Raw genomic sequence first — 26,970 nt, forward strand, 5'->3', positions numbered from 1 at the left:
CTCACACCCGCAGTTTCGACTCGATCTCGGCCGCGGCGTCACTGCCGTAGGTCCTGGCGACCCGCTTGGAGAAGTCCGCGCGGTCCAAGGTGTACTCCTGAGTGCCCACGGTCTCCAGCACGATCGCCGCCAGCGTGCAGCCGACCTGGGCGGACCGCTCGACGTTGAGCTTCGCGTGCACGCCCCACAGGAAGCCCGACCGGAACGCGTCGCCCACGCCGGTCGGATCGGCCTCCCCGGTGACCTCGTGCGCGGCGACGGTCACCGGCTCGGCGCCCGTGCCCTCGATGCGCACGCCGTCCGGGCCGTGGGTCTGCACCCACAACCCCACGCGGTCGAGCACGTCCTGCGCCGACCAGCCCGTCACCCGCAGCAGCAGCGACGTCTCGTACTCGTTGGTGAACAGGTACGACGCGCCCTCCACGAGCGAGCGCACGTCGGGCCCGTCCATCCGCGCCAGCTGCTGCGACGGGTCCGCGGCGAAGGGGAACCCGCGCTGCCGGCACTCCTCGGTGTGGCGGACCATCGCGACCGGGTCGTTCGGCGCCACCACCACGAGGTCGATCCCGCCGAGCCGGTCGGCCACCGCCTGCAACTCGATCTCGCGGGCCTCCTCCATCGCCCCGGCGTAGAACGAGGCGATCTGCGCCTGCGTCTCGTCGGTGGTGCACAGGAAGCGCGAGGTGTGCCGGGTCTGCGACACGTGCACCGACTTGGTGTCCACGCCGTGGCGTTCCAGCCACGACCGGTAGTCGTCGAAGTCGGTGCCCACCGCGCCGACCAGCACCGGCGACATGCCCAGGCTGCCCAGCCCGAAGCAGATGTTGGCCGCGACACCTCCACGCCGGATGTCGAGCTGATCGACCAGGAACGACAGGGACACCTTCTCCAGCTGGTCCGCCACGAACTGGTCGGCGAACCGGCCTGGGAACACCATCAGATGATCGGTCGCGATGGAACCGGTCACGGCGATGCGCATGAGCGGGGCACACTCCTCGGGCTCGGTGGGACGGGACGGGCGTGCGGGGCGTGGAGGGCTGTGAGGGACTACGCCTTGGCGGCGTCCTTCAGCGCGGGCGCGCGGTCGGTGCGCTCCCACGGCAGGTCCACGTCCGTGCGGCCGAAGTGCCCGTAGGACGCCGTCTGCGCGTAGATCGGGCGCAGCAGGTCGAGGTCGCGGATGATCGCGGCCGGGCGCAGGTCGAACACCTCGTCGATGGCCTTCTGGATCTTCTCCGGCGCCACCTTCTCGGTGCCGAACGTCTCCACGAACAGGCCCACCGGGGCCGCCTTGCCGATCGCGTAGGCCACCTGGATCTCCGCCCGGTCGGCCAGCCCGGCCGCGACGATGTTCTTGGCGACCCAGCGCATCGCGTACGCCGCGGAGCGGTCCACCTTCGACGGGTCCTTGCCCGAGAACGCGCCACCACCGTGCCGCGCCATGCCGCCGTAGGTGTCCACGATGATCTTGCGGCCGGTCAGGCCCGCGTCACCCATCGGGCCGCCGAGCACGAACCGGCCCGTGGGGTTGATCAGCACCTTCGGCTCCTCGGCGGCGAGGCCGAGCGAGACGATCTCCGGCTTGAGCACGTTCTCGGTCAGATCGACCGCCAGCATCTTGTCCAGATCGATACCTTCGGCGTGCTGGCTGGAGATCACCACGGTGTCGAGCCGCACCGGCGCCTCGCCCGCGTACTCGATCGTCACCTGCGTCTTGCCGTCCGGCCGCAGGTACGGGATGGTCCCGTTCTTGCGCACCTCGGTGAGCCTGCGCGAGAGGCGGTGGGCCAGCGCGATCGGCAGCGGCATCAGCTCCGGCGTGTCCGAGCACGCGTAGCCGAACATCAGCCCCTGGTCACCGGCGCCCTGCTTGTCCAGCTCGTCGAGCGCGTTCTCCAGCCGCGACTCGTACGCCGTGTCCACCCCCTGCGCGATGTCCGGCGACTGCGAGCCGATCGCCACGTTCACCCCGCACGAGGCCCCGTCGAAGCCCTTGGAGGAGGAGTCGTAGCCGATTTCCAGCACCTTCTCGCGCACCAGCGTGGGCACGTCGACGTAGGCGTCGGTCGTGACCTCACCGGCGACGTGCACCTGACCGGTCGTGATCAGGGACTCGACAGCGACGCGGCTGCGCGGGTCGGCGGCCAGCATCGCGTCGAGGATGGAGTCGCTGATGGCGTCGCACATCTTGTCCGGATGGCCCTCGGTCACCGACTCGCTCGTGAACAACCTTCGATTTGCAGTCACAATGCTTCCTTTTGCCGTGGTTGCCGTGGGGGAAGGGAATTTCGGGACTCAGGCGCGGATGTGGAAGATTCCCCACGCGAGGTTGCCCGCACGACCGCCTTCGACCCAGTTCTTCAGTCCGATCTTCATCCGTGTCAGATATTCCGTACTAACGCTGCCGGAGAGGTCGTCGTTACGTCGCTCGGTCTCCTCGAGCACCCGCCCGTAGTGGGTGGCGAGCTGCGGGGTGTGGTCCTCGAAGTGGACCGAGGACATGCCGAGCCGGTTCAGTTCGCGCCGGTAGAACGACGGCGAGCCCATCGAGTCCAGGTGGAGCCGGTCCAGGATCGGCCGAAGTGCCGCCTTCTCGCAGCCGTCGGAGGCCATCGGGTCGGTGAAAATGAACTGACCCTTCGGCTTGAGGACCCTGGTCACCTCCTGGAGGACGCGGATCCGGTCGCCGCTGTGCAGCATCGCGTCCTGCGACCACACGACGTCGAACTCGTTGTCCTCGAACGGCAGGTCCTCGAACGAGCCGTCGACCACGTCGATCAAATGCCCGAGCCCCTGCTCCTCGCTGTACCGCCGGTTGCGCTCGTTCTCGACCTCGCTGAGGTTGAGACACGTCACCGCGCAGCCGTAGGTGGCGGCGAGGTAGCGCGCGGCGCCACCGTATCCCGAACCGATGTCGAGCACGCGCATGCCCTCGGTGAGGCCCAGCTTGCCCGCCATCCGCTCCACCGTGCGCCTGCTCGCCGGGGCGATCTCCTCGCCGGGCGAGTCGTAGAGCCCGACGTGGATGTCCTCCCCGCCCCAGATGTGGAAGTAGAAGTTGTCCGCGTCGCCCGAGTTGTAGTAGTCGCGCGCCACGTTCACCGCGGCCGAGTAGTTGCGGGTGTCCTCGTCGGCCTCCAGGTACCGCTTCTCGGCGACGTGGATGAAGAAGTCCGGGTCGTCCGCGGTGAAGGTCTCCTGGAAGTCGCCGTAGGTCTCCACGCGCTGGAACCCGACCTCGCGCAGCAGGCGGCGCGTGTAGTCCTTGCGCAGCGGGAACATGTTGAGGTGGTATTGCGAGCTGTCCGGGAACTGGTAACGGAACCGCGCGAGACCCTCGTCGACGTACTCCGGCTCCGCCGTCACCTCCTCGCCGCAGTAGTAGTACGTGTGCTTGCTGCTGAACCCACTGTCCAGAATGGAGTCGTAGTTGCGCTGGTCGAGGATCAGCACGCCGTCGTGCTTGAGCACGGCGTAGAACTCGGCGAGCGCCTTGCGCCGGTCGCGTTCGGAGAACAGGTGCGTGAACGAGTTCCCCAGGCACACCACGGCGTCGAACTCCCCGTGCACGTCGCGGTTGAGCCAGCGCCAGTCGGCGTGCACCACCCGCAGGATGTGCCCGCCGTACTCGAGCCCGTTCTCGAACGCCTTCGCCAGCATCTCGGCGCTGCCGTCGACGCTGACCGTGTCGAAGCCCTCCTCGACGAGCCGCACCGAGTGGAAGCCCGTGCCGGTGGCCACGTCGAGCACCGACTTGACGCCACGTGACTTGAGCAGGTCGACGAAGAAGCTGCCCTCGCTCTCGTAGCGTTTGCGCCAGTCGATCAGGTCGTCCCACTTCTCGACGAAGCCCTTGACGTACTCGTTGGTGTAGTGGTCGGTCTCGCGCACGGTCAACGGATCGGCACCGAACTCCTGCGCGGGGTGCGCCTCCACCCGGCTTCTCTCCGCGGTGCCAGCCGGGTCCAGGTCCGTCCGGCCGGCCGTCGATTCCGTCATGCGCGCTGCCTCCTAGGTCACGGCTCGCTTCGAAAATTGTCGGAAAAAGGGCGCACGAAATTGAGCAGGCCGGACCGGCAAATCGCCGTCAGTCCCGATATCGACCCGCGGCGCGCAGTGAGCGCAGCCAGGCACCGGGTCCGTCCGGACCCGTTCCCTTCACCCCGACTCGGCGGGATTGCAGCACATCGGCGCTGATCTGAGCAAACCGCCTGAACTCAATCTATTGATCAGGAGCACGCACGATCAATGCGTCGTTTGCGTGACGTGCGTTTTCACCCCATGTATAACGCCGAGGCACGCATTCCGTACCGGTGGGCGCTGCGCGCACATGGCGCCCCGGACGTCCCGGAACCGGTATACCGAGTGGTAGAGGCATTGCGCGGGCAGACGGTGGCGAGCCCCTTGACAGTGCCGCCAAGCGGTTTGTGCGCCACGTAACAGAACAACCCGTTTGGAGCAGTCGAAGCTACTCAAGGTTGCCCTGGGTCGACATTCGGCGGGATTTCTAGTCCACGCGCCTGACAAGTACCCGGCCGGTCGAGTTCGTAGCGTATTCAGCAACAGGTTGCGTAATGATCAACGACCCACGCCGCGTCCACCGCGGGTACCGGGGCGGGCACCGAAGGTGTACCCCCGGGACCGTGCTCTCAATCACCGGCAAGCCGGCGCGCGCCCCGCGAATGCGCGCGATGACCGGCGGCACCGTGTTTTCCGGGGTACTCACGGGGAAATCGGCACATCGGAACCGCACACCAGCACCGGAGGCTTTCCCAGAACCTCCGGATCGCCCCCGGCGGAAAGCGCTCGAGAAAAAGGGCAGCCCGGCCGCACGCGAATCCGCAGTGAAGGCCACCTTCACTGCGTTGAACGCAGTGAAGGTGGCCTTCACTGCGGACGGGACGCGAAGGGCTCCAAGCGGGCCGTGCCGTCGTAGCCGCCCTCTGGCGCGGGCAGACCGAACAATGCGCCCACCGTCGGCGCCACGTCGACGGTGCGTGCCTGCGCCGCCGAGGTGACCCCCGCACGCACCGAGGGATGTCCGCCCGCGACGAAAAACGGGATCGGCTCCGTCGCCGGATGGCCGTGGTTGCCGGGAATCGGGTTGGACCACACCGTGGGGTCGGTGAACCGCCAGCCCGCGCGGCAGAACACCACGAGGTCGCCCGCCTCCGGCCCGAGCCGCAGCTCCGGCGGCGCGTGCGCCGACAGCACGCCCTCGGTGCCGAGCGCGAGCGCGCGCAGCCGTGCCACCGCGGCGGGACGTTCCGCCTCGGGACCGGTGAAGGCGAGCAGGTCCGCGCCGCCGTTCTGCGCGATCTCCACCTTGCCCGCGAGCGCCGGGTCATTGTCCACACGCGACCGCAGCGAGACCACGCGATGCGGCAGTGACCAGTCCATCGAATGGTCGGCGAGCACCACGAGCACGCTCGAGAGCCACCGTCCGCTGCCCTTCAGCTCCGTGACGAACCGGCCCACCTGCAGGTCCGCCGACCACAGCGCCGCGGTGCGGGCCGCGCGCAGCGTAGTGCCGGTGAGGTCGGCGTGGCCGACGCGGTCGACGTCGCCGAAGTTGGCGAACACGAGGTCCGGATCGGACTCGCCGACCATCGCGAGCAGCGCGTCCACGGTCGCGAGGTCGGGCGCGTGGCCGGTGACCGGCAGGATCGGAAACGGCTCCCAGCGCACGCTCGCGCGCTCACCGAAGATGCCGTAGAGGTACTCCTTGCTCAGCACGCTGCCGGTGACCCGCCCCGTGGCGGCGAGCCGGTCGAGCAGGGTCGGCGCACGCAGGTCGGCGGGCTGGTCGAGGGTGCGCACGCGGCGGTGCGCCTGGTCGTAGACCGAGTTCGCGGGCACGCCGGTGCGGTCGGACCGCATCCCGGTCATCATCATCACGTGGTTGGGGATCGTCTCGGCCACGGCCAGTGAGCGCGCGGCGGGGAAGTTCGTCCCGTTCGCCCGCAGCTCGTGCAGGTTCGGGGTCAGCACCGGGTCGATCTCGTCGGCCCTCAGCCCGTCCACCACGAGTACGTACACCCGCAACGCGCGCGGTCCCGGCTCCGCCCGCGCGGTGCCGGCCGCGGCCGAGAGCACCACGGTGGCGCCCGTGCCCGCGGCGACGCGGAGAAACCGCCTGCGCGACAGCCCGGTCATCGCAGGGCCTCCCCGGTCCTCGCGACCCGCTGTGTGCCCGCGGGCACCGCGAAGGAGACCGAGTGCGCGGCGGGGCTCGCCGGGTCGGTGCGGTCCGCGAGTACGAACCAGTCCATCCGCACGGCCGCTGGAGTCACCTCCAGCACGGAGTAGCCGTGCGAGTCGAAGTCGAGGTACCGCACGTGCGGGTTGTTGAGCCGGATCGCCGACTCCACCGCGAGCGAGCCCGTGCGCGGCGGCACCCCGAGGATCTCGTCGAGGTTGTCGCTCGTCACGGAGGTGCAGACGAGCTCGGCGCCCACCGACTCGCGGGTGAGCGGGTAGGTCAGCGGATCGGCGGGCAGCTCCGCGGCCCACGCGGAGTGGATGTCGCCGGTGAGGAACACGGTGTCGCGCACGCCGTGGTCGCGCAGCACGCCGAGCACGCGGGCGCGGTCGGCGGTGTAGCCGTCCCACTGGTCGACGTTGTAGGGCGGACCGAGCAACGGCCCGAGCAGCCGCGAGAGCGCGTCGAGCTCGCGGGGAGCCAGCGTGGACGGGAAGCGCACCGGCGCGATCATCACGGGATTGCCGACGAGCTTCCACTGCGCGCTCGCGGTGACCAGGCCGGAGGTCAGCCAGCTCAGCTGCTCCGCGCCCGCGATGGTGCGCTCCGGGTCGCCGATGGCGGGGTCGAACGGATGCGCCGCCTGCCTGCTGCGGTAGGTCCGCAGGTCGAGCATCGACAGCTCGGCGAGCGTGCCGAAGGCCAGCCTGCGGTAGAGCCTCCCGCCCGGTTCGTAGCGCACCGGCATCCACTCGGCGTAGGCCTGCTGTGCCGCGGCACGGCGGGCGGTCCAGGTTCCCTCCGTGCCCTCGGTGTGGTTCTCCGCGCCGCCCGACCACGCGTCGTTGGCGGACTCGTGGTCGTCCCACGTCACCGCGAACGGCACGCGCGCGTGCAGCGCCCGCAGGTCCGGGTCCGACTTGTACTGCGCGTGCCTGCGGCGGTAGTGCTCCAGCGTCGTCATCTCGACCGGTGGGTCGTGTGGGCGGACCGCGTCGTCCTCGGCGCCGTACTCGTAGAGGTAGTCCCCGAGATGCACCACGAGGTCGAGGTCGTCGCGCTGCGCCAGGTGGCGGTAGGCGGCGAAGTGGCCGGCCTGCAGGTTGGAGCACGAGACGACGCCGAACCGGAGCCGCTCGACGACGGCTCCGGCGGCGGGCGCGGTCCGCGTGCGGCCTGCCGGCGAGGCCACGCCGGCGACGGCGAAGCGGTACCAGTACCAGGTGGCGGGCTCCAGCCCGGCGACGTCGGCCTTGACGGTGTGGTCGCGGGCCGGCCCCGTGGTGACGGCTCCCCGGGCGGCCACGCTCGTGAACGCCTCGTCGCGCGCGACCTCCCACGTGACGGTGACGTCGGGGCCGAGCCCCGAGCCGGGCACGGCCTCCGGGACCGGCGTGACCCTGGTCCACAGGAGCACGCCCCCGGGCAGCGGATCTCCCGAGGCGACCCCGTGTGCGAACGGGCCCGCCTCCTGGGCCGCCGCTGTCGGACCGAACATTCCGGCGCCGGCGACCGCGGCCAGCGCACCCCCGGCGCGGAACATGGCGCGCCTGCTGAGCGAGTTCACGCGGGCACACATTTCACGAATCGTCACGAGTTGTCACTACTGCTCAGTAGCTGTTCAGCAGAACTTCAGCTGGATGGCCTAAACAGGAAGTGTGCGGAAGCGCGAGCCAGCTTGATCGGCCGTTATTCCTATGTAACGATCGGGCTGTTTTTCACTGAAATGGGCCAAAAGCGGGTGAAGTATTCGGGCGTGGGAGTCGGTGTGAGCCAGGTTCGCTTCGCGTTCCAGCCGCTGTACAGCCTGCACACCGGTGGGGTCGTGGCGGTCGAGGCACTGGCCCGTCCCGCATCCGGAGGCGTCGGCGACCTGCTCGGCTCAGCCCTGCGCCGGGGCAGGCTGGTCGAGGTGGACGTCGGGCTCGCCGCCCGCGCCGTGCTCGACGAGGCACCGCACGCGACCCTTCTCCCCCTGCATCTCAACGTGACGGCGCTCACTGCCGCCGCGCCCAAACCGGCACTGCAGCCGCTCTTCGACGCGCTCGGCGAGACCAGCCGCAGGCCCCGCGAGATCGTCCTGGAGATCGGCCCGCCCTTCCACGGCATCGCGCCCGCCGCCCTGCTCGCCGGGATGGCCCGGCTCGGCGAGCTCGGCTTCCGGCTGGCCTTCGACGGCCTGGGCGCGGGTGATCTTCCCCTCAATCTGCTCGCCGAGTCGCGGGTGGATCTCGTGAAACTGGACCGCACGACCCTGCGCCGCCTCCCGGACGACCCGGCGACGGTCGCGCTCGTCGAGTCGCTCGTCCACTTCGCCGCCCGCACCGACCTCAGGCTCGTCGCCACGGGCATCGAGACCGAGGACCAGCTCAACACCGTTCGCAGGCTCGGTATCAGGGTCGTGCAGGGCAACCTCTTCGCCCCGGCGCGCGGCGGCATGGCACCGATGGGCGCGGCGACGCTGGCCACGCCCGACGGCCAGGAGGGCCCGCCGTCGTTCACGCCGACGAGCGCGCCGACCGTGAAGCACTTCCTGCGGCCCGCCACGACCCTGCCCGCCGAGGCGACGTGCGAGGAGGTCCGCAACGTCCTCGTGGACAACGACGCCCCGACCGGCATCATCGGCCTCGACGAGCAGGGCCGTCCACAGTGGTCGATCGATCGCACGCGGTTCCTGCTCGCGGTCACGGGCCCGTTCGGTCACGCCCTGCACGCCAACCGCCCCGCCGAACGCCTCGCCGACGCGCCGCACGTGATCCGCCACGGAGCCGCCGCGCTGGAACTGCTCGACCTGGTCACCGACGCCGACTGGGACCGCACCGCCGACGACGTGGTGGTGATCGACGACGCGGGCCGCTGCCAGGGCGTGGTGCTGGTGCACGAGGTGGTGCGCGGGCTCGCCGACGCGAAGATCGAGGAGGCCGCCGCGCTCAACCCGCTGACGCGGCTGCCGGGCAGCGACTCGGTGGCCCGCGCCGTGGACCGCCGCATCGCCGCGGGGCAGCCGCTGGTGGTGGGCTGGCTGGACGTCGACTCCTTCAAGAAGGTCAACGACACCGTGGGGTTCGCCGCCGGCGACGACCTGATCCGCGCGCTCGGCCGCAAGCTCACCGACCTCGCGACGAACCTCGGCGGTGTCACGGTGAGCCACGTGGGCGGCGACGACTTCCTCATCGCGTGCGACATCGACAAGATCACGACCGTGGCCGACGGGCTGCTGGACAGCCGGTGGTACGCGGAGGGGTTGCCGGTGACGGTGTCGCTCGCGACGCTGGTGTGCGCGGGCTCGTCCGTGGCTTCGTACCGGGAGATCTCGCGCCTGCTCGCCCCGCTGAAGAAGCACGCCAAGGACGTGACCGGGTCGAGCTGGGTCAACAGCTGGCCCGGCACCGACCGCATCGAGGTGCTGCGGGGCATCAACTCGCAGCAGATGCCGAGGCAGCGCCCGGCAAGCTAGCACCGCGCCGAGCCCGTCCGCAGTGAAGGCCACCTTGGCTGCGTTGAACGCAGTGAAGGTGGCCTTCACTGCAGCGATGTGGGACCCCGCGCGAAAAAGCGAGTGCCCCGGTGCTGCTGGGGGTTCAGCACCGGGGCACTCCTCACATGCCAGGGCGCCCTGGGGAGGGGGCTGTGGGCGCCCGGCAGGCCCGCAAACGTGAAAGTCTTTACGTTCGCTTCATGTTTGAGCATACGCCATGCGTGCTCGTTTGCATAGGTTTTCATCACTGTGCATCGCCTTCGCGGGCCGCTAGAGTCGGGCGTGCTGGTGGTTCGCCCGGCCGTGCGGTCCGGCGAGGCAAGAGGGAACCTGGTGCGAGTCCAGGACTGCCCCCGCAGCGGTGAGCGGGAACGACCGCCGTCATACGCACTGGGCACACGGTGCCTGGGAAGCGACGGCCAGTAGGAGCGCCGGAGATGTCCGGCCCGTGCCCGCGAGTCCGAATACCTGCCACCGCCGCGCGCACCGCCGGTGCGCGCGTGCCAGCAACTGCTCGCGAGGAGAGAGCCGTGGCAACAACGCAGCACAGTTCTGCCCTAAACCCGGACATCGGCGCCACCGTGCTGGGGTATCCGAGGATCGGTCCGCGCAGGGAGCTCAAGAAGGCACTCGAGTCCTACTGGTCAGGGCACACCGGGACGGACGAGCTCGAGGCCACCGCGGCGGCGCTGCGCCGCTCGACGTGGGAGACGTTGTACGCGAATGGGCTGGATTCCGTTCCCGGCAACACGTTCTCGTTCTACGACCAGGTGCTGGACACCGCGCAGCTGTTCGACGCGGTACCGGAGCGCTACCGCGGACTGTCCACACTGGGTTCCTACTTCGCGATGGCGAGGGGACGCCCGGGGCTGAGCCCGCTGGAGCTGACCAAGTGGTTCGACACCAACTACCACTACCTGGTGCCGGAACTGTCGCCGGACACCCGCTTCCGCCTGGCGACGGCCAAACCACTCGCCGAGTACCGGGAGGCGAGAGAACTCGGGATCACCACGCGGCCGGTACTGCCGGGACCGCTGACGTTCCTGCTGCTCGCCAAGCCGGCGGCGGACTCGCCCGCCGGCTTCCGCACGCTCGACCTGCTCGACGGCCTGCTCGACGTCTACGCGGAGCTGCTGGAACTGCTCGCCGCCGAGGGCGTCGCGTGGGTGCAGTTCGACGAGCCCGCGTTCGTCGCCGACCGTACGCCGGAGGAGCTGCGGGCGCTCGGATCCGCCTACACGCGCCTGTGCGCTCTTCCCTCCCGGCCGAGCCTTCTGGTGGCCGGGTACTTCGGCAGGCTCGGCGACGCGCTCGGGGTGCTGGCCGGCACGGGCGTCGAGGGCCTCGCCGTCGACCTGGTGAGCGACGAACGGGCGCTGGCGGAGCTGACCGCCGAGCGGCGCCTGCGCGACAAGACGGTGGTCGCAGGGCTCGTCGACGGGCGCAACGTGTGGCGCACGGACCTGCGCGCCGCGGTGCGCACGGCGGCGTGCCTGCTCGGCTCGGTCCGTGATCTGGGTGTCTCCACGTCGTGCTCACTGCTGCACGTGCCCTACGACCTGGACGCCGAGCGCGGCCTCGATCCCGTGGTGCGGCAACGGCTCGCCTTCGCCGCGCAGAAGGTGACCGAGGTGGTGACCATCGCCCGTGCCCTGCGCGAGGGCACCGGGGCCGTGGCCGGCGAGCTGGCCCGCGCGGACCAGGCGAGGGGCCTGGCCGGCAGGCGGGACGACCAGGTTCGCGCGCGGCTCAGCGCACTGCGCCCGGAACACCGGCGCAGGCCCGGATACGCCCGGCGCGCCGCCGCGCAACGAGACCGCCTGCGCCTGCCCGCGCTGACCACCACGACGATCGGCTCGTTCCCGCAGACGTCCGAGGTGCGCGCCGCGCGGGCGGGGCTGCGCGCCGGTCGTATCGACGAGGCCGGGTACACGGCCGCCATGCGGGCCGAGATCGAGCGCGTGGTGCGCCTGCAGGAGGACATCGGACTGGACGTACTGGTGCACGGCGAACCCGAGCGCAACGACATGGTGCAGTACTTCGCCGAACGGCTCGACGGGTTCGCGGCCACCGAGCACGGCTGGGTGCAGTCGTACGGATCGCGGTGCGTGCGCCCACCGATCCTGCACGGCGACGTGTCGCGGGCCCGGCCGATCACGGTCGGCTGGAGCACCTACGCGCAGTCGCTTACCGACCGTCCGGTGAAGGCCATGCTGACCGGGCCGGTGACGATGCTGGCGTGGTCGTTCGTCCGCACCGATCAGCCGCTCGCCGAGACCGCCGACCAGGTGGCGCTCGCGCTGCGCGACGAGGTCGCCGATCTGGAGCGGGCAGGGCTGCGCATCGTTCAGGTGGACGAGCCCGCGTTGCGCGAGCTGCTGCCACCACGGCAGGAGCGGCAACAGGAGTACGTGGACTGGGGTGTCGCCGCGTTCCGCCTCGCGACCGCGGGCGTCGCTGACGCCACGCAGATCCACACGCACCTGTGCTACTCCGAGTTCGGCGACGTGATCGCGGCGATCGACGCACTCGACGCCGACGTGACCTCGCTGGAAGCAGCACGGTCCACTATGGAGGTTCTGCACGACCTGGCCGCGGCCGGGTTCAGCCGTGCCGTCGGGCCAGGTGTGTACGACATCCACTCGCCCCGAGTGCCGGACCGCGACGAGATCCGCGCGGCGCTCGCGGCCGCCGTGGCGGCGCTGCCTGCCGAACGGTTGTGGGTGAACCCGGACTGTGGCCTGAAGACGCGACGCTACCCGGAGATCGAGCCCGCGCTGCGGGCGCTGGTCGAGGCGGCGCACGCAGCACGTCAGGACTCCGCTCCGCCCAGCCTGCGGTAGACCACGGCCTGCTGCCGTAGCCGTTCGGCGTCGTCGCAGCGGTCCTCGTCGTCGAGCCGGTCGGCGAGCTGGTCGGCGTCGTCGGCGAGCCGGTGCAGTTCGGCGGGCGACCTGCCCTCGGCGATGAGCCGAGCCTGCTCGGCCGCGTGCCGCAACGCGGCCGAGCAGGCTTCCCGCGCGGCCGGGGGAAGGGCACAGTCGAGGGCGTCCCGCTGGAACGCCTCCCGGACCTGGCCTGCCGCACGGGTGAGGACGCCGGCGAGCGCGGCCGGCACCCCGGCGTCGTGCTCCGCGGCGTCGTAGTCGTCCCACAGCGCGGTGGCGCCGAACGGTCCGACGCTGTCGACGGGATGGACCCAGTGACCGTCCGACACGCTCGCGTAGCCGTCGTTCGCCTCGACACCGGCCACGCGGGCGAGCGGGAGACCGGAACCGTCCACAATGGTCCCGGCCAGCTCCTCGGCCCGGATGCGGGCCTCGCCGGGGCCGGCGAGGAACAGCACCTTCTGCCGCACCCGCCAGTACTGCAACCGGATTCCGGGTGGGAAGGGGCCGCGCGCGGCGAGTGCGGGCTCACTCCGCTCGCCGTGCCGGGCGAGCAGGCGCGCGCGGCCCGAGGTCAGTGCGTCGGCGTAATGCTCGACGTGGGCGTGTTCGAACGGTCCGTAGGGCGTCCGGTCGCCGAGGTGCCCGAGCGCGGCTCGCGGGTAGTCGCCGTCGAGGAACTCGCGCTGCCCCGGCGGAAGGTCCCCGCACGGCACCGGGGCCTCCACGAAGTACAGCGAGGGCCGGTCGCCGGTGCGGTGGAAGGGATGGCGCAGGTAGCCGGCGAGGCGAAGCTGCGCGTCGTCGGCGTCGAGCGCCGCCGCCCGCACCTCGAGCCACGCGACCCACAGCCGCACGGCCCTGCCCCGCCGCCGTCGTTCCCACGCCTCGACGTCCGCCGCCTCCTGCCGTGCCCGGTAGGCGAGGTCGCTCCAGTCGTCGTCGGCGAAGCGGCTCGCCCGGCGCCGCGCGTCCTCGACCGCCCTCGCCAGGCGCGCCCAGTCGCCGGCGCCGCTGATGCTCACGGCACTCCTCCGTCCGCTTCCGGTCCATCCGCTTCCGGCGAGGCGTGTCGCGGCAGCGCACGCCCGGCGGGTCTCCCGGCCCACCCGACCTCCCCACAGTGACGACCCCAGTTGCACCGGCGACGCGACCGTGATCCAGGGGGTTTTCACGGCCGCGGCCACCGGGGGCTAACGTGACAGGTGTCAACAGCACGTAGCCACGACCAAATGTAGCGCGCTACGTAGGTAGTCCGCTACGCCTCGGCGTGGCCTATTCGGGTGAATGCGCGCGCATGTCACCCCACGCCGAGAGGTGGCCACTTGGTCGAGCCGGGGAAGACCGCGGTCAGGCGAGCCGTCGGCCGCGAGCTCAAGCGGATGCGCAACGCCACGGGACTGAACCTGAAGGCGGCCGCCCAGGCGGCGGGCGAGACCGGGGACAAGGCGCTCATGCAGGTCGAGCGCGGCCGCAACCTTCCGCAGGTCGCCAACATCGACACGCTGCTGTCCACCTACGGCTGCCGCGACCAGCTCCCGAACTTCCGCTCCCTGCTCAAGAACGCGGGCAAACGGAACTGGAAGGACTGGTGGGAGTACAGCTTCCCCGCCGACTTCGTGCCCGAGCAGTCCAAGCTGCTGCTGAGCTGCGAGGCCTCCGCGGTGCGGCTGCGGATGTACCAGGCGCAGTTCGTGCCGGAGCTGTTCCAGACCGGCGACTACGCCGAGGCGCTGGTGCGTGCGAGCATGCCGCACGCGAGCGACGACGAGGTCCGGCTGTGGAGCAGGCTCGCCGAGGGCAGGCAGGACGTGCTCGACCGGCCGGAACCGCCCGACGTGCAGTGTGTTCTCGACGAGGCGGTGCTGCGCCGGACGGTCGGCGGGCACGACGTGCTCGCCGCCCAGCTCGCACACCTCGCCGAGCTGGCGGCGCGGCCGAACGTCGACATCCGGGTGCTGACCGAGGAGTCCGGCGCGCACGCGGGCACGGGCGGGAGCTTCACGCGCATCGCGCTGCTGCCCGAGCTGCCGACCTATCCCGGCATCGTGCACGTCCGCACCGCCGCGCACGACCTCTACTACGAGGAGCCGGACGAGATCGAGCCCTTCGACGAGGTCTGGACCCTGCTGCTGGAGCAGGCGCTGTCCGCCGACGAGTCGCTCGCGCTGCTGGAGGACGCGGCGGGCTAGAGTGACGGGCGAACGGTCCCGTGACTCCAGCGCAGAAGGACAACCCCCGTGGTCGCACCGACTCCGGTCGTCACCGCCGACTGGTTCGCCGCGCGCATTTCCGAGCTCCGGGAGGCCAGCGGCCGCACTCCCGGCGAGCTCGCGGCCGCGCTCGGGAGGAGCGCCTCGGGGGTGCGTCACTTCGAGTCGTCGACGCGGCTCGTCGGCAAGCGGTACCTCAAGCTCGTGCTGGAGGAGCTCGGCCACGGTCATCTCGTCGGTCCCTATTCCACGGTCATCGAACGTTCGCGCGCGAAACCGCTGTGGTGGCAACAGGTTCTGCCGCAGGTGAAGCGTTCGGAGAAGCCCTCGGAGCTGCACCAGCTCGAACTCCTGGTCAACTTCGAGTCCTCGGCCACCCGGATCGGCGCCTACGCCCCGGACGCCCTGCCGGACCTGGTCCAGACCTCGGCCTACGCCGCGGCGCTGCACCGGATCGCCGAACCGCTGCTCCCGGAACTGCACCGGGAGCTGCTGCCCGGCCGTCGCGCGTTGCTCGACCAGCCCGACCCGCCACGACTGCACGTCCTCGTCGAGGAAACCGTGCTGCGCAGGGAGATCGGCGGACCCGAAGTGCTGCGGGAACAACTCGAGCACCTGACCGCGCTCGCCGCCCGGCCCGCCGTCGCCGTCCAGGTGGTTCCGTCCACTGCCGCGACGGGCACGGAAGGGAACTTCTCCGTGCTGGACCTGGCCGACGAGCTCGACGGCGACCCCGGAGCCGTGTTCGTCAAGACCGCCGCGGACTGGGTGCACTTCCGGCAACCCGCCAAGGTCGCCCGGTACCGCGCCCGCTGGTCGACCCTGCTGCAGCACGCGCTCCCCCCGGAGCAGTCGCGGGCGACCATCGAGCGGCTGGCACGGGAACTCCGCCCGCGCTAGCGCAACACCCCCTCGGCAATCGTCCCCACAGGTTCGGGTTGGCGGCGTGGCCGGAACCCGAAGGAGGCGGGGCCACGCCGCCAACGGCTACGTGTTGCGGATGAACGGTCCTGTAACAGCAGCCGCGGCCAGCGTAGCACGCTACTTCGGACCGCGCTACACCGCGGTGTCACGCATTTTCGGTCCACTGTGGACCACCGCGTCACTCCGGGTCGTCGTGCCCCGTGGGCCACCAGTTGTTCAGCAGGCTCATCCTGGCCTCGAGCAGTGCCGGATTGCGCAGGTCGAGCACGTGCACCTCGCGCCAGCGGTAGAACCCGATCCGCTCCAGCATCGCGGCCATCCGCACGGCGGCGAGCTCCGCGGAGACGCGGTCCGGCGCACTGCCGCGGAAGTCCAGCGGCGACAGGCGGCACGCCGCGAGCCGCGCGGTCGGCGCGAGCGTGCGCAGGGCCCCGGCGATCAGCGGGCCGGCGAGCCCGTGCCCCCGCCACTGCGTACCGAGCGTGACGTCGCGCAGGATCACCATGCGCGGCGGCCCCTCGCTGATCTGCGCGTCGAGTTCCGGATGCAGGCGTCCGTCCGCGGAATCCAGCACCGTTTCGGCGATGAACTCCAGCGCCCATTCGCCGAGTGCCACGGAGTCCAGCAAATTGCGCTCACGCTGCAGATCCGCGATGACCAGGGAGATGTCCCCGACGTGCCGGAACTGCTCGGGGCACAATTCCAGTTCCCACACGTCGGCCGACACGTCCCAGCGTTCGGGCAGGTGGTCCTCGTCGTCGATGTGCCACCAGAGCCGGTCGTGCCGGATGGACAGCCTGATGTTCAACGGGTTGGCAGGCAGGTCCGGGGCATCAGGCGCCAATGTCATGAGGCCACCTCACTTGCGTCACCGAGTCGGTAGCTCCGACCGATGTTCCGTCAACCGACACGAGGGTTGCAAGGCTACATAGTGACGTTCGGGTAACAAGATACCCCGGCGGAATTCTCCCACCGGGGCAACTTGCGAATTCTGTTCATGTAGTTTCCCGTCAGGTACACACCACCTGAGCTGGGGATTCTACTGTGCGTATTTCCCGGAGGATTTCCGTTCGTCTGGGCCAATGCGACCAGAAAGCGCCCGTGTACCCGAGCTGTACAGCGCGTAACAGGAAGGGGTTGTCGGCATAGTTGTCGTCGTCCTCCGTGAGGCCCTCCAGCGTGGGGAGCATGACGCGGTACCGCTCCCGCTCCGGCACGAGATCCCACAGCAACCGCACGCTGTTGACCCACCGGCCGCCCGGCGTGCGCACCGTCTCCGGCTCCTCCGGCAGCAGCGGCGACAGGTAGTACACCGGCCGGAACCGGCCGCGCGCGTCGAACACGAACTGCCGCTCGTAGTCCACCACCGGGCAGTCTCCCATCGGCGTGAGCACGATCGGCTCCTCCGCGGTGTCCGACTGCAGCCCCGGCACGGTCCGCGTCCCGCCGCACTCCTCGGCGAGCCGGATGCCGAGCGGCGAGTACGGGAACGCCCGGATGCCGAGGCTGTAGCCGACCACGGCGACATCGAGGTCCAGCGTCCGCCGCACGGCGTCGCGCACGGTCTCCTCGGTCTCGCCCGGCATCCCGAGCAGCACCTCGACCATCACCGGGATGCCGTGGCGCCGCGCCAGCTCGCACACCTCCCGCGCGTCGTCGAACGTGTAGTACCGCCTGCCGCCCGCGGTGAGCTTCCAGCCGTCGAGCATGTCCTCCCTGACGTGGTCGGGCGCGAGGTTGATGCCCGCGCAGCCCGCGTCGGCCAGCAACGCCATCAGCTCCTCGTCGAACGGCCTCGGCTGGGCGTAGACCCAGAGCCGCAGGTCGTGCAGCGGCGACCGCGCGCTCGCGGCCTTGCGCCGCACGATCTCCCGGAGCACGGCCTTGCTGTGGGCGATCACGAGGTTGAACTCGCTGTCGGTGGTATGCAGATCGTGCACGCCCTGCGCGACCAGCGACTCCATCTCGTCCACGACCGCCCCGACCGTCCGCCGCGTGAACAGCGTGCCCTTGGCGTCCGGCTCCACGCAGTGCGCGCACGCGAACGCGCACCCGTTCTTGGTGAGGATGTTGCCGAGCCCGCCCGCGCGGTAGTACCGCAGGTTGTCGACCTTCCACGGCGTGGCCGAGCGGCGCGTGTAGGCGGTGGTGGCGTTCACCGCCTTCATCGACGTCCTGCCGAGGCCGGCGGGCGCGAGGTGCCTGCGGGGCCGGCCGTCCGGCTCCGGCGCGGGGACCCGCTCGACCCGGCCGCCGCCGCGGTTGACGAACAGGCCGGGAAGCTCCGCGGGGCGGCGGCCCGCGAGCAGCACCTCGGCGAGCGCGACGAGGAGGTGCTCCCCCGGGCCCTTCACACCGAAGTCGAGACCGAGGTAGTCGGTGAGCGCGTACGGCATCGACGAGAAGCCGACACCGCCGCCGACGAGCGGCGCGCGGGTCACCGACCGGATTTCGGAAATGATGTCCCGATGGTCTCCGATGAACATTCTCTGCTGCTGCGCGTAAATGGTGTCGGTGTTGCGGATCGTGATCCCGACGAGTACGGGGTCACGGTGTGTGAAATAGTCGTGCAGCACCTTTCGCCAATTGTCCCGTTCGAAGGTCAGATCCACGACCTCGGCGTCGAAACCGGCGGCCTCGAGCGAGGTCGTGAGGATGTCGAGCGCGTACGGGGTGATCGGGGGGTGCACGAGGTTCGGGTTGACGAGCGCGACCAGTGCCTTGCCCATCGGGGCCTCCCACAGTCCATTGGGTACCGACTGCGGGAGTCTCGTCCACCCGGCGTCCCCGTAGCAGGGACCGTTTTCCGCTGGTCTCCGTGGTCAGCGAAGCCTGCGGCCACACCGCACGGCCGCGGCGAGCTCCTCGCCCGGCACGTCGAGCGCGGCGCTGAGCCAGCGGCGCCAGTACGGTCCCGGCACCCGCTTGCCCCGCTCCCAGCGGGCCACCTCGTCCCTGCTCACACTCTGGTTGGAGGAGAGGTCCACGAGCACGTCGGCGAGCTGGTACTGCGTGAGCCCCCGCATTTTCCTGACCCGACGCACGAGTTCCCAGATCGGTTCTCCGTCACCGTTTTCGCGCGGCGCTCGCTGCGCGGGCGCATTGGTCGTCATGTCACCGACAATAGGATCGGGCTGGCCCCTCAGCGAGCCGTTTCGCGCCTCGTCGTGTCCTTCTTGCGAATCGTCATAGGAATACATGGTCATCATCTGTGCAGGGTTTGTGATGGGGTCTCGTTGTACTTGCGCCGGTAGCTGGTGGCGAAGCGGCCGGGGTGGACGAACCCCCAGCGGCCTGCGACCTCGCCGACGGTGACGGTGTCGGGCTGCGCGGCACGCAGCTCGTCGTGTGCCCGCTGCAGCCGCACCCCGCGCAGGAACGCGCTCGGTGTGGTGTCGAGATGCCTTCGGAAGCCCTTCTGCAGCGCCCGCACGCTGACCCCGGCCTCGCGAGCGAGGCTGCCCATCGTGTGGGCCAGCTCGGGGTGGTTCTCGATGATCTCGACGGCCCTGCTGACGGCCCGCGACGGCGCGGGCAGCGCCTTGCCGTGCAGCATGTCGGCGTAGTTGCTGTGCTGCGCGATGAGCAGCCCGGACATCAGGTTCTGCTCCATCTGCTGGATCGACAGCGGATGGTTGAGCAGACTGTCCGGGCGGTTCAGCTCGGACACGCAGAACATCAGGTAGTCGTACCAGGTGCGCGCATAGCCCGAGATCGCCATGCCGAGGTCGAACTCGATGGGGTTCGGCAGCGACCGGTCGAGCAGGTCGGACAGCGTGGCTTCCAGCGCCGTCCGCTCGATCCGCAGGATCACGAGCTCGAGATCGCCGTCGAGCCGCATGCTCAGCGGCCTGGTCGGACCCACCACCACCGCGACGCCCGGCACACCGTAGACGTGCTCGGCGCCCTGCTGGAACAGCCCGGTTCCCATCAGCGGCACCTGGACGACGTAGAACGTGTCGAGCACCCCCGGGTCCACCCGCACGTCCGCGCCGTAACCGATGTAGCTCATGCCGACCTTGTCGAGCCGCTTGGAGTGCATCCGGGCGTCGAGCTCGCCGTCCCGCTCGGACAGCTCCATGCGGTGGTCGCAGAAGACCCGCCCGACCGCATCCCGGGTCACGTCGAGATCCTGCGAATGGAACAGCTCGAATCGGCTCAGTGGTTTCTGAATCATGCGCACACCGGGACACCGATCCCGAACGCCGGCTCGGACCTCCCCGCTTCACCTCCTCCGCTACTAGCGTTAACCGCGGGCGACATCCCTGGTACCACCAAACGGGTGCGGTTTGCTTTTAGCAAATTGCAGATTTCAAATCCGACGCGTGTTCGCGGGCCCGTGGTCAACCGGCCCCACCAGGACGGGAAGACGCCCGGGCGCGCACGGTACGACAAAGGGGACATCGGTTCGAACTCCAGTCTCCCGCTCGCGATCCGAAGACGCGCGAGCCAATGGGAAGTGTTCAACCGTTAATGCGCGAGCCGCGCCGCCGGATTGCTCCACTCGGCCCTATCCACCCAGAAAAGCGCAGCTCAGAAATAGACAAAGGAAACGAACCTCGCCGGACGTCCCCGCACGGCCGGTGTCTGGCTCGTCGCCGGGTGATCATCGCCCCACGGGGTGACGATGGTCTCCCGACCGGTTCGTCGATACTCCTCGGGCGGGGCACATCATGATCGAACTTCCACCCAGCCCTCGATCAGCCTTCCGGGACATGCCTGGCCCTCGTCAGTCAGCATGGTTCACTCAGTGAATCGCGAGTACCACCAAACGGGTCAAATTGCGGAACGCATCCTGCATGTTCACGAGCACGTCACGTCACGGTCACGACGAGACGTCGCGGTGGTGACGTTGAGCGGCAGCCTACCGGCGCCCCGTTACGCCGGTCCAGTGAGAATTTTTCAGCTACGCACACTCTCGGTGTCTCCCAACGGCGCGAGCGTGGCCGCGAACTGCCGCAGTGCGCCCGTCTGCTCGGTGATGCGGTAGCCCCTGATCGCCGACGCCTTCGCGGCGACCTCGCCCGCCACCTCCGCGACGTACTCCAGGTGGTTCGCGGTGTAGACCCGCCGGGGCAGCGCGAAGCGCACCAGCTCCCTGGGCGCGGGCAGGTCGGGACCACCCGCGGGATCGGGCCTGCCGAACACGAGCGTGCCGAGCTCCGTCACCCTGACCGCGCCGGCCAGGTACAGCTCGATGGCGAACGCCGTGGCGGGCAGCTCGTGCGGCGGGATGTGCCCGAGCAGCCTGCCGGCGTCGACGTACACGGCGTGGCAGCCCGCGGGCCGCACGACGGGCAGCCCGGCACGTTCCAGCCGCTCGGCGAACCAGCCCGCCGACTCCGCGCGGTACCGCAGGTAGGCGGGGTCGGTGACCTCCAGCAACCCCTGTGCGAGGGCGTCGAGGTCGCGCCCGGCGAGCCCGCCGTAGGTCGGGAAACCCTCGGTCTCGATGAGCTGGTCCGCGCACCGCCGCGCCAGCTCCGGATCCCGCAGCGCGATCAGGCCGCCGATGTTGGCGACGCCGTCCTTCTTCAGGCTCGCCCAGCAGCCGTCGGCGAGGTCGAACATCGCCCGCGCCAGCTCGCGCGGTGTCGCGCCGGCGTGCGCGGGTGAGCGCGTGCCGACCAGGTAGGCGTTCTCGGCGAACCGCGACGCGTCGAGCAGCAGCGGGACGCCGTGCGCGCGGCACAGCCGCCGCGCCTGCGCCGCGTTCTCCAGCGACACCGGCTGACCGCCGTTGGCGTTGTTGGTGACCGTGAGGACCACGCAGGCCACGCGCCCGCCGTCCGGCCCGGACAGCAGGCGCTCCAGCGCGGCCAGGTCGATGTTCCCGCCGAACGGCAGCACCGTGCCGGAGGGCACCGGTACCGGAAGGTCGATCGCCTCCGAGCCCGCCGCGAGCACGCTCGCACGTGTGCTGTCGAAATGCGTGTTGGCCACGCACAGCCGGCCCGGCCGCAGCAGGCGGTGCAGCAGGATGCGTTCCGCGGCCCGGCCCTGGTGCACCGGCAGCACCTCGCCGAACCCGGTCAGCTCGGTGACCACGCGCTCGAACCGTTCGAAGGACCGGGCGCCCGCGTAGGACTCGTCGCCGGACACCAGCGCCGACCACTGCGCCGCCGACATCGCACTGGTGCCCGAGTCGGTGAGCAGATCGATCGTGATCAGCCGCGCCGGGACGCGGAACAGGTTGTACCCGGCGGTCTCCAGCGCCTCGCTCCGCTCGCCCGGCGCAGGGAAGGGAATCGGCTCGACGGCCTTGATCCGGAACGGTTCCATGAACGACGGCATGTGCGGACCTCCCCGGTCAACCCGTCGAGTCTCCGGTCAGCCGCGAACTGCGCGGTAGGGGCCGTTCCCTGCCCGTTCGAGCAGCTCGGCCAGGTGCAGCGCGCACCCGCGACCGGCGGCGCCGCAGTCCCTGCCGCAGCTGCCGCAGACAGCCGGGGTTCACCGCGACCACGAAGTCCACGTCCGCCTCCTCGATGGCGTCGAGCTTCGGCGCGAGCAGCGTCGCGCTGTCCGACGGCCGCCGCAGCGAGTACGTCCCGGCCGCCCCGCAGCAGGCCGCCGCGCCCGGGAGCTCGACGTAGTCGGCGACCGCGCCGATCAGCTCCCTCGGCTGCCGGTGCACGCCGAGCGCGTTGCGCAGATGGCAGGAGTCCTGCAGCGCCACGCGGGCGCGCCGCGGCCCGGCCCGCACATCGCCACGCGGTGCGGCGTCCCGCTCGGCGAGGTACTCGCTCAGCTCCCGCACCCGCTCGCGGCCGAGGCACGCCGCCAGGTGCGCGGCACAGCCGCCCGCCGTGGTGACGATCGTGCCGGGCAGCCGCCTGCCCACCTCCGCCGCCAGCGACGTACAGCAGCCCGTGCGCGGCGGCCGCGTCGGCGAGGCACGCGGTGGACACCCCGGGCTGCACGCGGGCGAGCAGCTCCGCCTCGCTCAGCTCGACGATCGCCGCCATGCGGGTCAGCACGAGCACGATCCCGCCGCGCAGCGCGACGGTGGCCGCGCAGAGGTTCGACCCGGCACCGCGCGGGATCACGGGAACACCGCGCGCCGTGGCGAGTGTCAGGATCTCCGAGACCTCCCGCGTGCTGCCGGGAAACACCACCGCGTCGGGTGTGCCGCTGAACAGCGGGGTCGCGTCGCGCGCGTAGGGCGCCAGCTCGCCCTCGGCGAAGCGGACGTGGGCCGCGCCCACGATGCCCGTGAGCGCGTCGGCTACCTCGGCGTCGAGCGGCATGTCACGCTTGCCTGCACACCGACCGCTGCCTGCCGAGCCCGGCGACCTCCATCTCCATGACGTCCCCGTCGCGCAGGTAGCCGAACCGGCCCGACAGCGCCACGCCCTCCGGCGTTCCCGTGTTGAGCAGGTCGCCCGGTTCCAGGACGAGGAACTGCGAGAGGTGCCACACGAGCTCGGCGACGGTGAAGATCATGTCGGAGGTCTTCGAGTCCTGCCGTGCCTCGCCGTTGACCCACGAGCGCAGCGCGAGCGCCTGCGGATCGGCGATGTCCCCGGCGGGCACGAACCACGGGCCGACGGGGTTGAACGTCTCGCACGACTTGCCCTTCGACCACTGGCCGCCCGGCCTGCCGAGCTGGAAGTCGCGTTCGGACACGTCGTTGACGGTCACGTAGCCCGCGATGCACGAGCGGGCCTCGCCGAGCGACTCGAGGTACCGGGCCCTGCGCCCGATCACCACGCCCAGCTCCACCTCCCAGTCGGTCTTCTCCGACCCACGCGGGATGAGCACGTCGTCGTAGGGGCCGACGACGGTGTTGGGCGACTTGTGGAACAGCACGGCCTCCGACGGCGGTTCCACTCCGGACTCCGCGGCGTGCGCGCGATAGTTCAGCCCGATGCAGAGCACGGCACCCGGCCTCGCGATGGGCGGCCCGACACGCCTGCCCGTGACGTCCAGCGGTTCGAGCTCGCCCCGGTCGAGGGCGCGGCGCACGATCCTCGGGCCGTCCCAGCCGAGGAACACGCCGTCGATGTCGTCGGTGACGGGCGAGAGGTCGTAGTGCACGCCGTCCTCGGCCAGCACCACGGGACGTTCGGCGCCGGGCTCACCGACGCGCATCAGCTTCATCATGGGTTCCCGGGGTCGAAGTCGGGCAGCTCGAACGGATACATCGGACGGCGGCGGTGGTGGTAGGCCAGCTTGTCGAGGTTCATCGCGGTGACGCCCTCGGTGTCGGCCACGACCATGCGCGAGGCGATCGGCCCGTAGGCCGCGCGCGGCGAGTTGACGCCCTTCGCCACCACCACGCGGTAGTCCCTGGGATCCACGCCGACGCTGTAGTGCTGGTACAGGCTGGAGTTCATCACCGGCTTCGACGTGAGCACGAGCGTGTGGCCGGCCTCGGTGTCGACGACCGCGGTCGGTCCCATGTCGAAGAACCGCAGCCCGGCGTGCACCGAGTCCTTCGCCTCGAACCGGCCGTCCGAGAGCGCGCGGACCCGGCCCACGACGGGCACCGGGTTGCCCGCGGCGTGCGCGCTGCACGCCCCCACCCGCAGCCTGACCTCCGCCCCCGTCCCGGCCACCTCGCAGCAGCGGGCCGACTCCGGGTCCCACAGCGTCTGCAAGAGCGAGCCGAGGCCGCGTTTCACCGCCGCCTCGAGGATCACGGTCGAGTCGCCGGGCGCGCCGCCGCCGATGTTGTCGCCGACGTCGAGGAGCACCACCGGCCCCTCGGGTTCGCACTCGGCGAGGTCGAGCGCCTGGTCGACGTCCAGCTCGCGCGCCTGCAGCGCCGCCCTGCGGTCCCACACCTCGGCCGCGAGCTCGCGCGTGGCGGCGTCGGCCTGCGACTGGTCGCCGTCGTGAACCGCGAGGCACGTCATCCCCATGTGCGCGACGTCGGCGTACGGGAAGCCCTCCACGACGCTCACCGAGAGCATGCCCGGCCGCCGGGCCAGCTCGGCGGCCTTCGCGACAAGACCCGACATGGGCTGCTCGTTCGTGTCCTGGCGCGCGATGTTGACCACCAGCGGCAGTTGCACGAGCGACTGCCGGGGCGTGAGCTCCCCCCTCGCGCACCCGGCGACGAGGCGGGTGCAGGCGATCGCCTGCTCGCGCGCGTCCACGTGCGGGTTCGTCTGGTACACCAGCGTCACCGTGAGCGCGTCCACGAGGCGGGGCGAGATGTTCGCGTGCAGGTCGAGCACCGCGCCGACGGGGACGTCCGGCCCGACGACGCCGCGCACGCGGCTCGCGATCTCGCCGTCGGCGTCGGGATGGCGCTCGGCCACCGCCGCGCCGTGGATGTTGAGCAGCACGCCGTCCCACGGACCCTGCTCGGCGAGCCGGTCGAGCATCTCCCCCACGATCGCCTCGAACGCGTCGTCGGTGATCGCGCCGACGGGGTTGACGAAGGCGAACACGAGTGGCACCAGCTCGATGCCGAGGCGGTCGGCCTCCGCGAGGTAGCCGCCGATCGTGGCGCTCGACCCGTCGTACTCGGCGACGATCTCCCGGCCGCGCAGGATGCCGCCCGCGGTGAACAGCCGCCGGTCTGCCGGTGTCGGGGAGAAGGTGTTGGCCTCGTGGAACAATCCGAGTGTCGCGAAGCGCATCCCTTACCCTCCCCCGAAGGCCACGACGTCGATCTCGAACTTCACCGTGCCGCCAAGGCAGTTGGCGATCGTGGTCCTCGCGGGCAACGGCGGGTGGAAGTACTCCAGGTACAGCCGGTTGAACTCGGGCACGTCGGCGGGATCCTCGACGTAGGCGCCGACCTTGACCACGTCGGCCAGTGTCAGTCCCTCGCCCTCGAGGATCCGCCGGACGTTCTCGATCGACCGGCGCATCTCCTCTTCGAAGGTGCCGGGCACGATCGCCCCGTTCTCCACCGAAGCCTGGCCGGAGACGAACACGAAGCCGCCCGCCTTCCGGCACGGGGAGAACTTCGAGGTGTTGCCGTCGCGTGCGCCGTTTTCCGTTGAGCCAGCAGGCCGGGTCATCCTCACGCCCAATCAGTGAGAGTCTTGTCGAATCTGGTCAGTGCCGCGTCGAGCTCCTCGGGGCCGTGCTGCGCGGAGACGTACCAGACTCCGCGGCCCGCCACCCACAGCCCGTGCGCGACGAGCTCGGGCGCCAGGCGTGCGTACCGGCTGAGGTCGAGCTGTTGCAGCGAGCGGTAGTCGCTGACCTCCGCGTCGCCGAAGGAGACGTGGAACGCCATCGGCAGGCCCTCCACGCGCAGCGGGAGGTCGTGGCTGCGGCCGAGGTCGCGCAGCCCGTCCATGAGCGCGGAGCCGTGGGAGGTGATCGACGCGTAGGGAGGGTTCTCGATGAGGTGCGAGACGGTCGCGTGGGTCGCGGCCATCGCCATCACCGAGCCGTTGAACGTGCCGGAGTGGTTGACCTTGCCGCTGCCGAACAGCGTCATCAGCTCCGCGCGGCCTGCCAGCGCCGAGACCGGCCAGCCGCCCGCCATCGCCTTGCCGTACGTGGCGAGGTCGGGGAGCACGCCGTAGCGGCCTGCCGCGCCGCTGAGCCCGACCCGGAACCCGGAGATCACCTCGTCGAAGATCAGCACGACACCGTACTCGGAGCACAGCGCGCGGGCCGTCTCGAGGTAGCCCGGCTTCGGCTCGATGACGCCGGCGTTGATCATCACCGGCTCCATGATCACCGCGGCGACCTCGTCGTGGTACCGGTCGAGCGTCTCGGTGAGCGCCGTGGAGTCGTTCCACGGCAACAGAAGGAAGTCGTCGAGGTGCCCGGCGACCTGGCCCGCGCTGGCGACGCCCCACCCGTTGTCGCCGTCGGCCATGAGCACGTTGTCGAGCCAGCCGTGGTAGTGCCCTTCGAACCGGACGACCTTGGTCCTGCCGGTCGCTCCGCGGGCGAGCCGCAGTGCCGCCTGCACCGACTCCGTGCCGGACACGCCGAAGCGCACCATGTCCGCCCAGCCGAGCGCCTCGCACACCGTCTCCGACGCCTTCACCTCGAGCTCGTGCTGCCCGCCGAAGATGAGTCCACGGCCGCATGCCTCACTGACCGCCTCGGTGACGTCGTCCGGTGCGTGGCCGAGAAAGTTGGGCCCCTGCCCGAGGAGGTAGTCGACGTAGTTCACGCCGTCGACGTCGTACAGCCACGCGCCCCGTGCGTGGTCGATGAAGACCTGCGGTCCGGCGAGGCGGACGTTGGAATGGACCCCGCCGGGGGTGCGCGCGAGCGCCCGCTGGCGCAGGGCGTTCGAGCGGACGAGAAGCTCAGCCGCGTCGCTCATGTGCTCTCCGT

Annotated in this window: 20 protein-coding genes, 1 pseudogene and 1 riboswitch; of the genes and pseudogenes, 4 read left to right on the top strand and 17 right to left on the bottom strand. The window is 70.5% G+C overall.

All coding sequences use genetic code 11. From position 1 onward, the window contains the following. Position 1: 1 nt before the first annotated feature. From BA062_RS22730 to BA062_RS22750, 5 genes are all read right to left on the bottom strand, one after another. Positions 2-979 (bottom strand): carbohydrate kinase family protein, encoded by a 978-nt coding sequence (locus tag BA062_RS22730; protein WP_110339956.1) that lies wholly within the window; start codon positions 977-979, stop codon positions 2-4. Positions 980-1,047: 68 nt separating this feature from the next. After that, entirely contained in the window at positions 1,048-2,247 is a 1,200-nt protein-coding gene (gene metK, locus BA062_RS22735) for a methionine adenosyltransferase (RefSeq protein WP_110339958.1), read from the bottom strand. A 48-nt stretch (positions 2,248-2,295) separates the two neighbouring features. Beyond that, entirely contained in the window at positions 2,296-3,999 is a 1,704-nt protein-coding gene (locus tag BA062_RS22740) for a glycine/sarcosine N-methyltransferase (RefSeq protein WP_110339960.1), read from the bottom strand. A gap of 888 nt (positions 4,000-4,887) precedes the next feature. After that, on the bottom strand, positions 4,888-6,156 hold the full coding sequence (locus tag BA062_RS22745) for an alkaline phosphatase family protein (RefSeq protein WP_110339962.1): 1,269 nt from the start codon (positions 6,154-6,156) through the stop codon (positions 4,888-4,890). Beyond that, the gene (locus BA062_RS22750) at positions 6,153-7,781 is read right to left on the bottom strand and encodes an alkaline phosphatase D family protein (RefSeq protein ID WP_110339964.1); all 1,629 of its coding nucleotides are present in this window, start codon (positions 7,779-7,781) and stop codon (positions 6,153-6,155) included. Before BA062_RS22750 ends, BA062_RS22745 begins: the two co-directional genes overlap by 4 nt. A 147-nt stretch (positions 7,782-7,928) precedes the next feature. On the opposite strand from BA062_RS22750, the gene BA062_RS22755 reads away from it, so the two are divergent. Next, complete coding sequence (locus BA062_RS22755; RefSeq protein ID WP_110339966.1) at positions 7,929-9,659, top strand: GGDEF domain-containing protein; 1,731 nt, start codon at positions 7,929-7,931, stop codon at positions 9,657-9,659. Between the two features lie 293 nt (positions 9,660-9,952). Then, positions 9,953-10,170: riboswitch (cobalamin riboswitch) on the top strand. Between the two features lie 40 nt (positions 10,171-10,210). Beyond that, a complete protein-coding gene (gene metE, locus BA062_RS22760; protein WP_110339968.1) occupies positions 10,211-12,523 on the top strand; it encodes a 5-methyltetrahydropteroyltriglutamate--homocysteine S-methyltransferase in 2,313 nt (770 codons plus the stop codon). On the opposite strand, the gene BA062_RS22765 is transcribed toward metE, so the two are convergent. Further along, on the bottom strand, positions 12,493-13,593 hold the full coding sequence (locus tag BA062_RS22765) for a hypothetical protein (protein WP_210406965.1): 1,101 nt from the start codon (positions 13,591-13,593) through the stop codon (positions 12,493-12,495). The two genes, metE and BA062_RS22765, sit on opposite strands and share 31 nt — an antisense overlap. Before the next feature lie 300 nt (positions 13,594-13,893). Between BA062_RS22765 and BA062_RS22770 the strand changes: the two genes are divergently transcribed. Both BA062_RS22770 and BA062_RS22775 read left to right on the top strand, forming a co-directional pair. Further along, a complete protein-coding gene (locus BA062_RS22770) occupies positions 13,894-14,760 on the top strand; it encodes a DUF5753 domain-containing protein (RefSeq protein WP_110339970.1) in 867 nt (288 codons plus the stop codon). Between the two features lie 48 nt (positions 14,761-14,808). Continuing rightward, positions 14,809-15,681, top strand: coding sequence for a helix-turn-helix domain-containing protein (locus tag BA062_RS22775; RefSeq protein ID WP_110339972.1), 873 nt, complete (start codon positions 14,809-14,811; stop codon positions 15,679-15,681). Positions 15,682-15,883: 202 nt separating this feature from the next. Here the strand turns inward: BA062_RS22775 and BA062_RS22780 are convergent, their stop codons facing one another. The 11 genes and pseudogenes from BA062_RS22780 to BA062_RS22830 all read right to left on the bottom strand — a co-directional run bounded on the left by BA062_RS22780 (position 15,884) and on the right by BA062_RS22830 (position 26,959). Beyond that, the gene (locus BA062_RS22780; RefSeq protein WP_146240063.1) at positions 15,884-16,555 is read right to left on the bottom strand and encodes a hypothetical protein; all 672 of its coding nucleotides are present in this window, start codon (positions 16,553-16,555) and stop codon (positions 15,884-15,886) included. A 160-nt stretch (positions 16,556-16,715) separates the two neighbouring features. Next, positions 16,716-18,434 (bottom strand): tryptophan 2-C-methyltransferase, encoded by a 1,719-nt coding sequence (tsrT, locus tag BA062_RS22785; protein WP_110339976.1) that lies wholly within the window; start codon positions 18,432-18,434, stop codon positions 16,716-16,718. A 93-nt stretch (positions 18,435-18,527) separates the two neighbouring features. Beyond that, positions 18,528-18,818, bottom strand: coding sequence for a helix-turn-helix transcriptional regulator (locus tag BA062_RS22790; protein WP_245959956.1), 291 nt, complete (start codon positions 18,816-18,818; stop codon positions 18,528-18,530). Positions 18,819-18,910: 92 nt separating this feature from the next. Then, the gene (locus BA062_RS22795) at positions 18,911-19,882 is read right to left on the bottom strand and encodes an AraC family transcriptional regulator (RefSeq protein ID WP_245959957.1); all 972 of its coding nucleotides are present in this window, start codon (positions 19,880-19,882) and stop codon (positions 18,911-18,913) included. A gap of 725 nt (positions 19,883-20,607) precedes the next feature. Further along, positions 20,608-21,999, bottom strand: coding sequence for a tryptophanase (locus BA062_RS22800; RefSeq protein WP_110339978.1), 1,392 nt, complete (start codon positions 21,997-21,999; stop codon positions 20,608-20,610). Between the two features lie 16 nt (positions 22,000-22,015). Next, positions 22,016-22,549 carry a heterodisulfide reductase-related iron-sulfur binding cluster gene (locus BA062_RS22805; protein ID WP_245959958.1) on the bottom strand — a complete coding sequence of 178 codons (534 nt, stop codon included), beginning with the start codon at positions 22,547-22,549 and terminating at the stop codon, positions 22,016-22,018. A gap of 73 nt (positions 22,550-22,622) precedes the next feature. After that, a pseudogene (locus BA062_RS22810) lies at positions 22,623-22,955 on the bottom strand (FAD-binding oxidoreductase); the annotation flags it as partial. A gap of 1 nt (position 22,956) precedes the next feature. Further along, on the bottom strand, positions 22,957-23,808 hold the full coding sequence (locus tag BA062_RS22815) for a fumarylacetoacetate hydrolase family protein (RefSeq protein WP_110339980.1): 852 nt from the start codon (positions 23,806-23,808) through the stop codon (positions 22,957-22,959). After that, positions 23,808-25,298: a M81 family metallopeptidase gene (locus BA062_RS22820; protein ID WP_110339982.1), complete on the bottom strand. Its 1,491-nt coding sequence runs from the start codon at positions 25,296-25,298 to the stop codon at positions 23,808-23,810. Before BA062_RS22820 ends, BA062_RS22815 begins: the two co-directional genes overlap by 1 nt. A gap of 3 nt (positions 25,299-25,301) precedes the next feature. Continuing rightward, the gene (locus BA062_RS22825) at positions 25,302-25,685 is read right to left on the bottom strand and encodes a RidA family protein (RefSeq protein ID WP_110339984.1); all 384 of its coding nucleotides are present in this window, start codon (positions 25,683-25,685) and stop codon (positions 25,302-25,304) included. 2 nt (positions 25,686-25,687) lie between these two features. After that, positions 25,688-26,959 carry an aspartate aminotransferase family protein gene (locus BA062_RS22830; protein WP_110339986.1) on the bottom strand — a complete coding sequence of 424 codons (1,272 nt, stop codon included), beginning with the start codon at positions 26,957-26,959 and terminating at the stop codon, positions 25,688-25,690. Between the last annotated feature and the right edge of the window lie 11 nt (positions 26,960-26,970).

The organism is Prauserella flavalba (assembly GCF_003202235.1).
In the GTDB taxonomy this organism is placed as follows: Bacteria; Actinomycetota; Actinomycetes; order Mycobacteriales; family Pseudonocardiaceae; genus Prauserella_A; species Prauserella_A flavalba.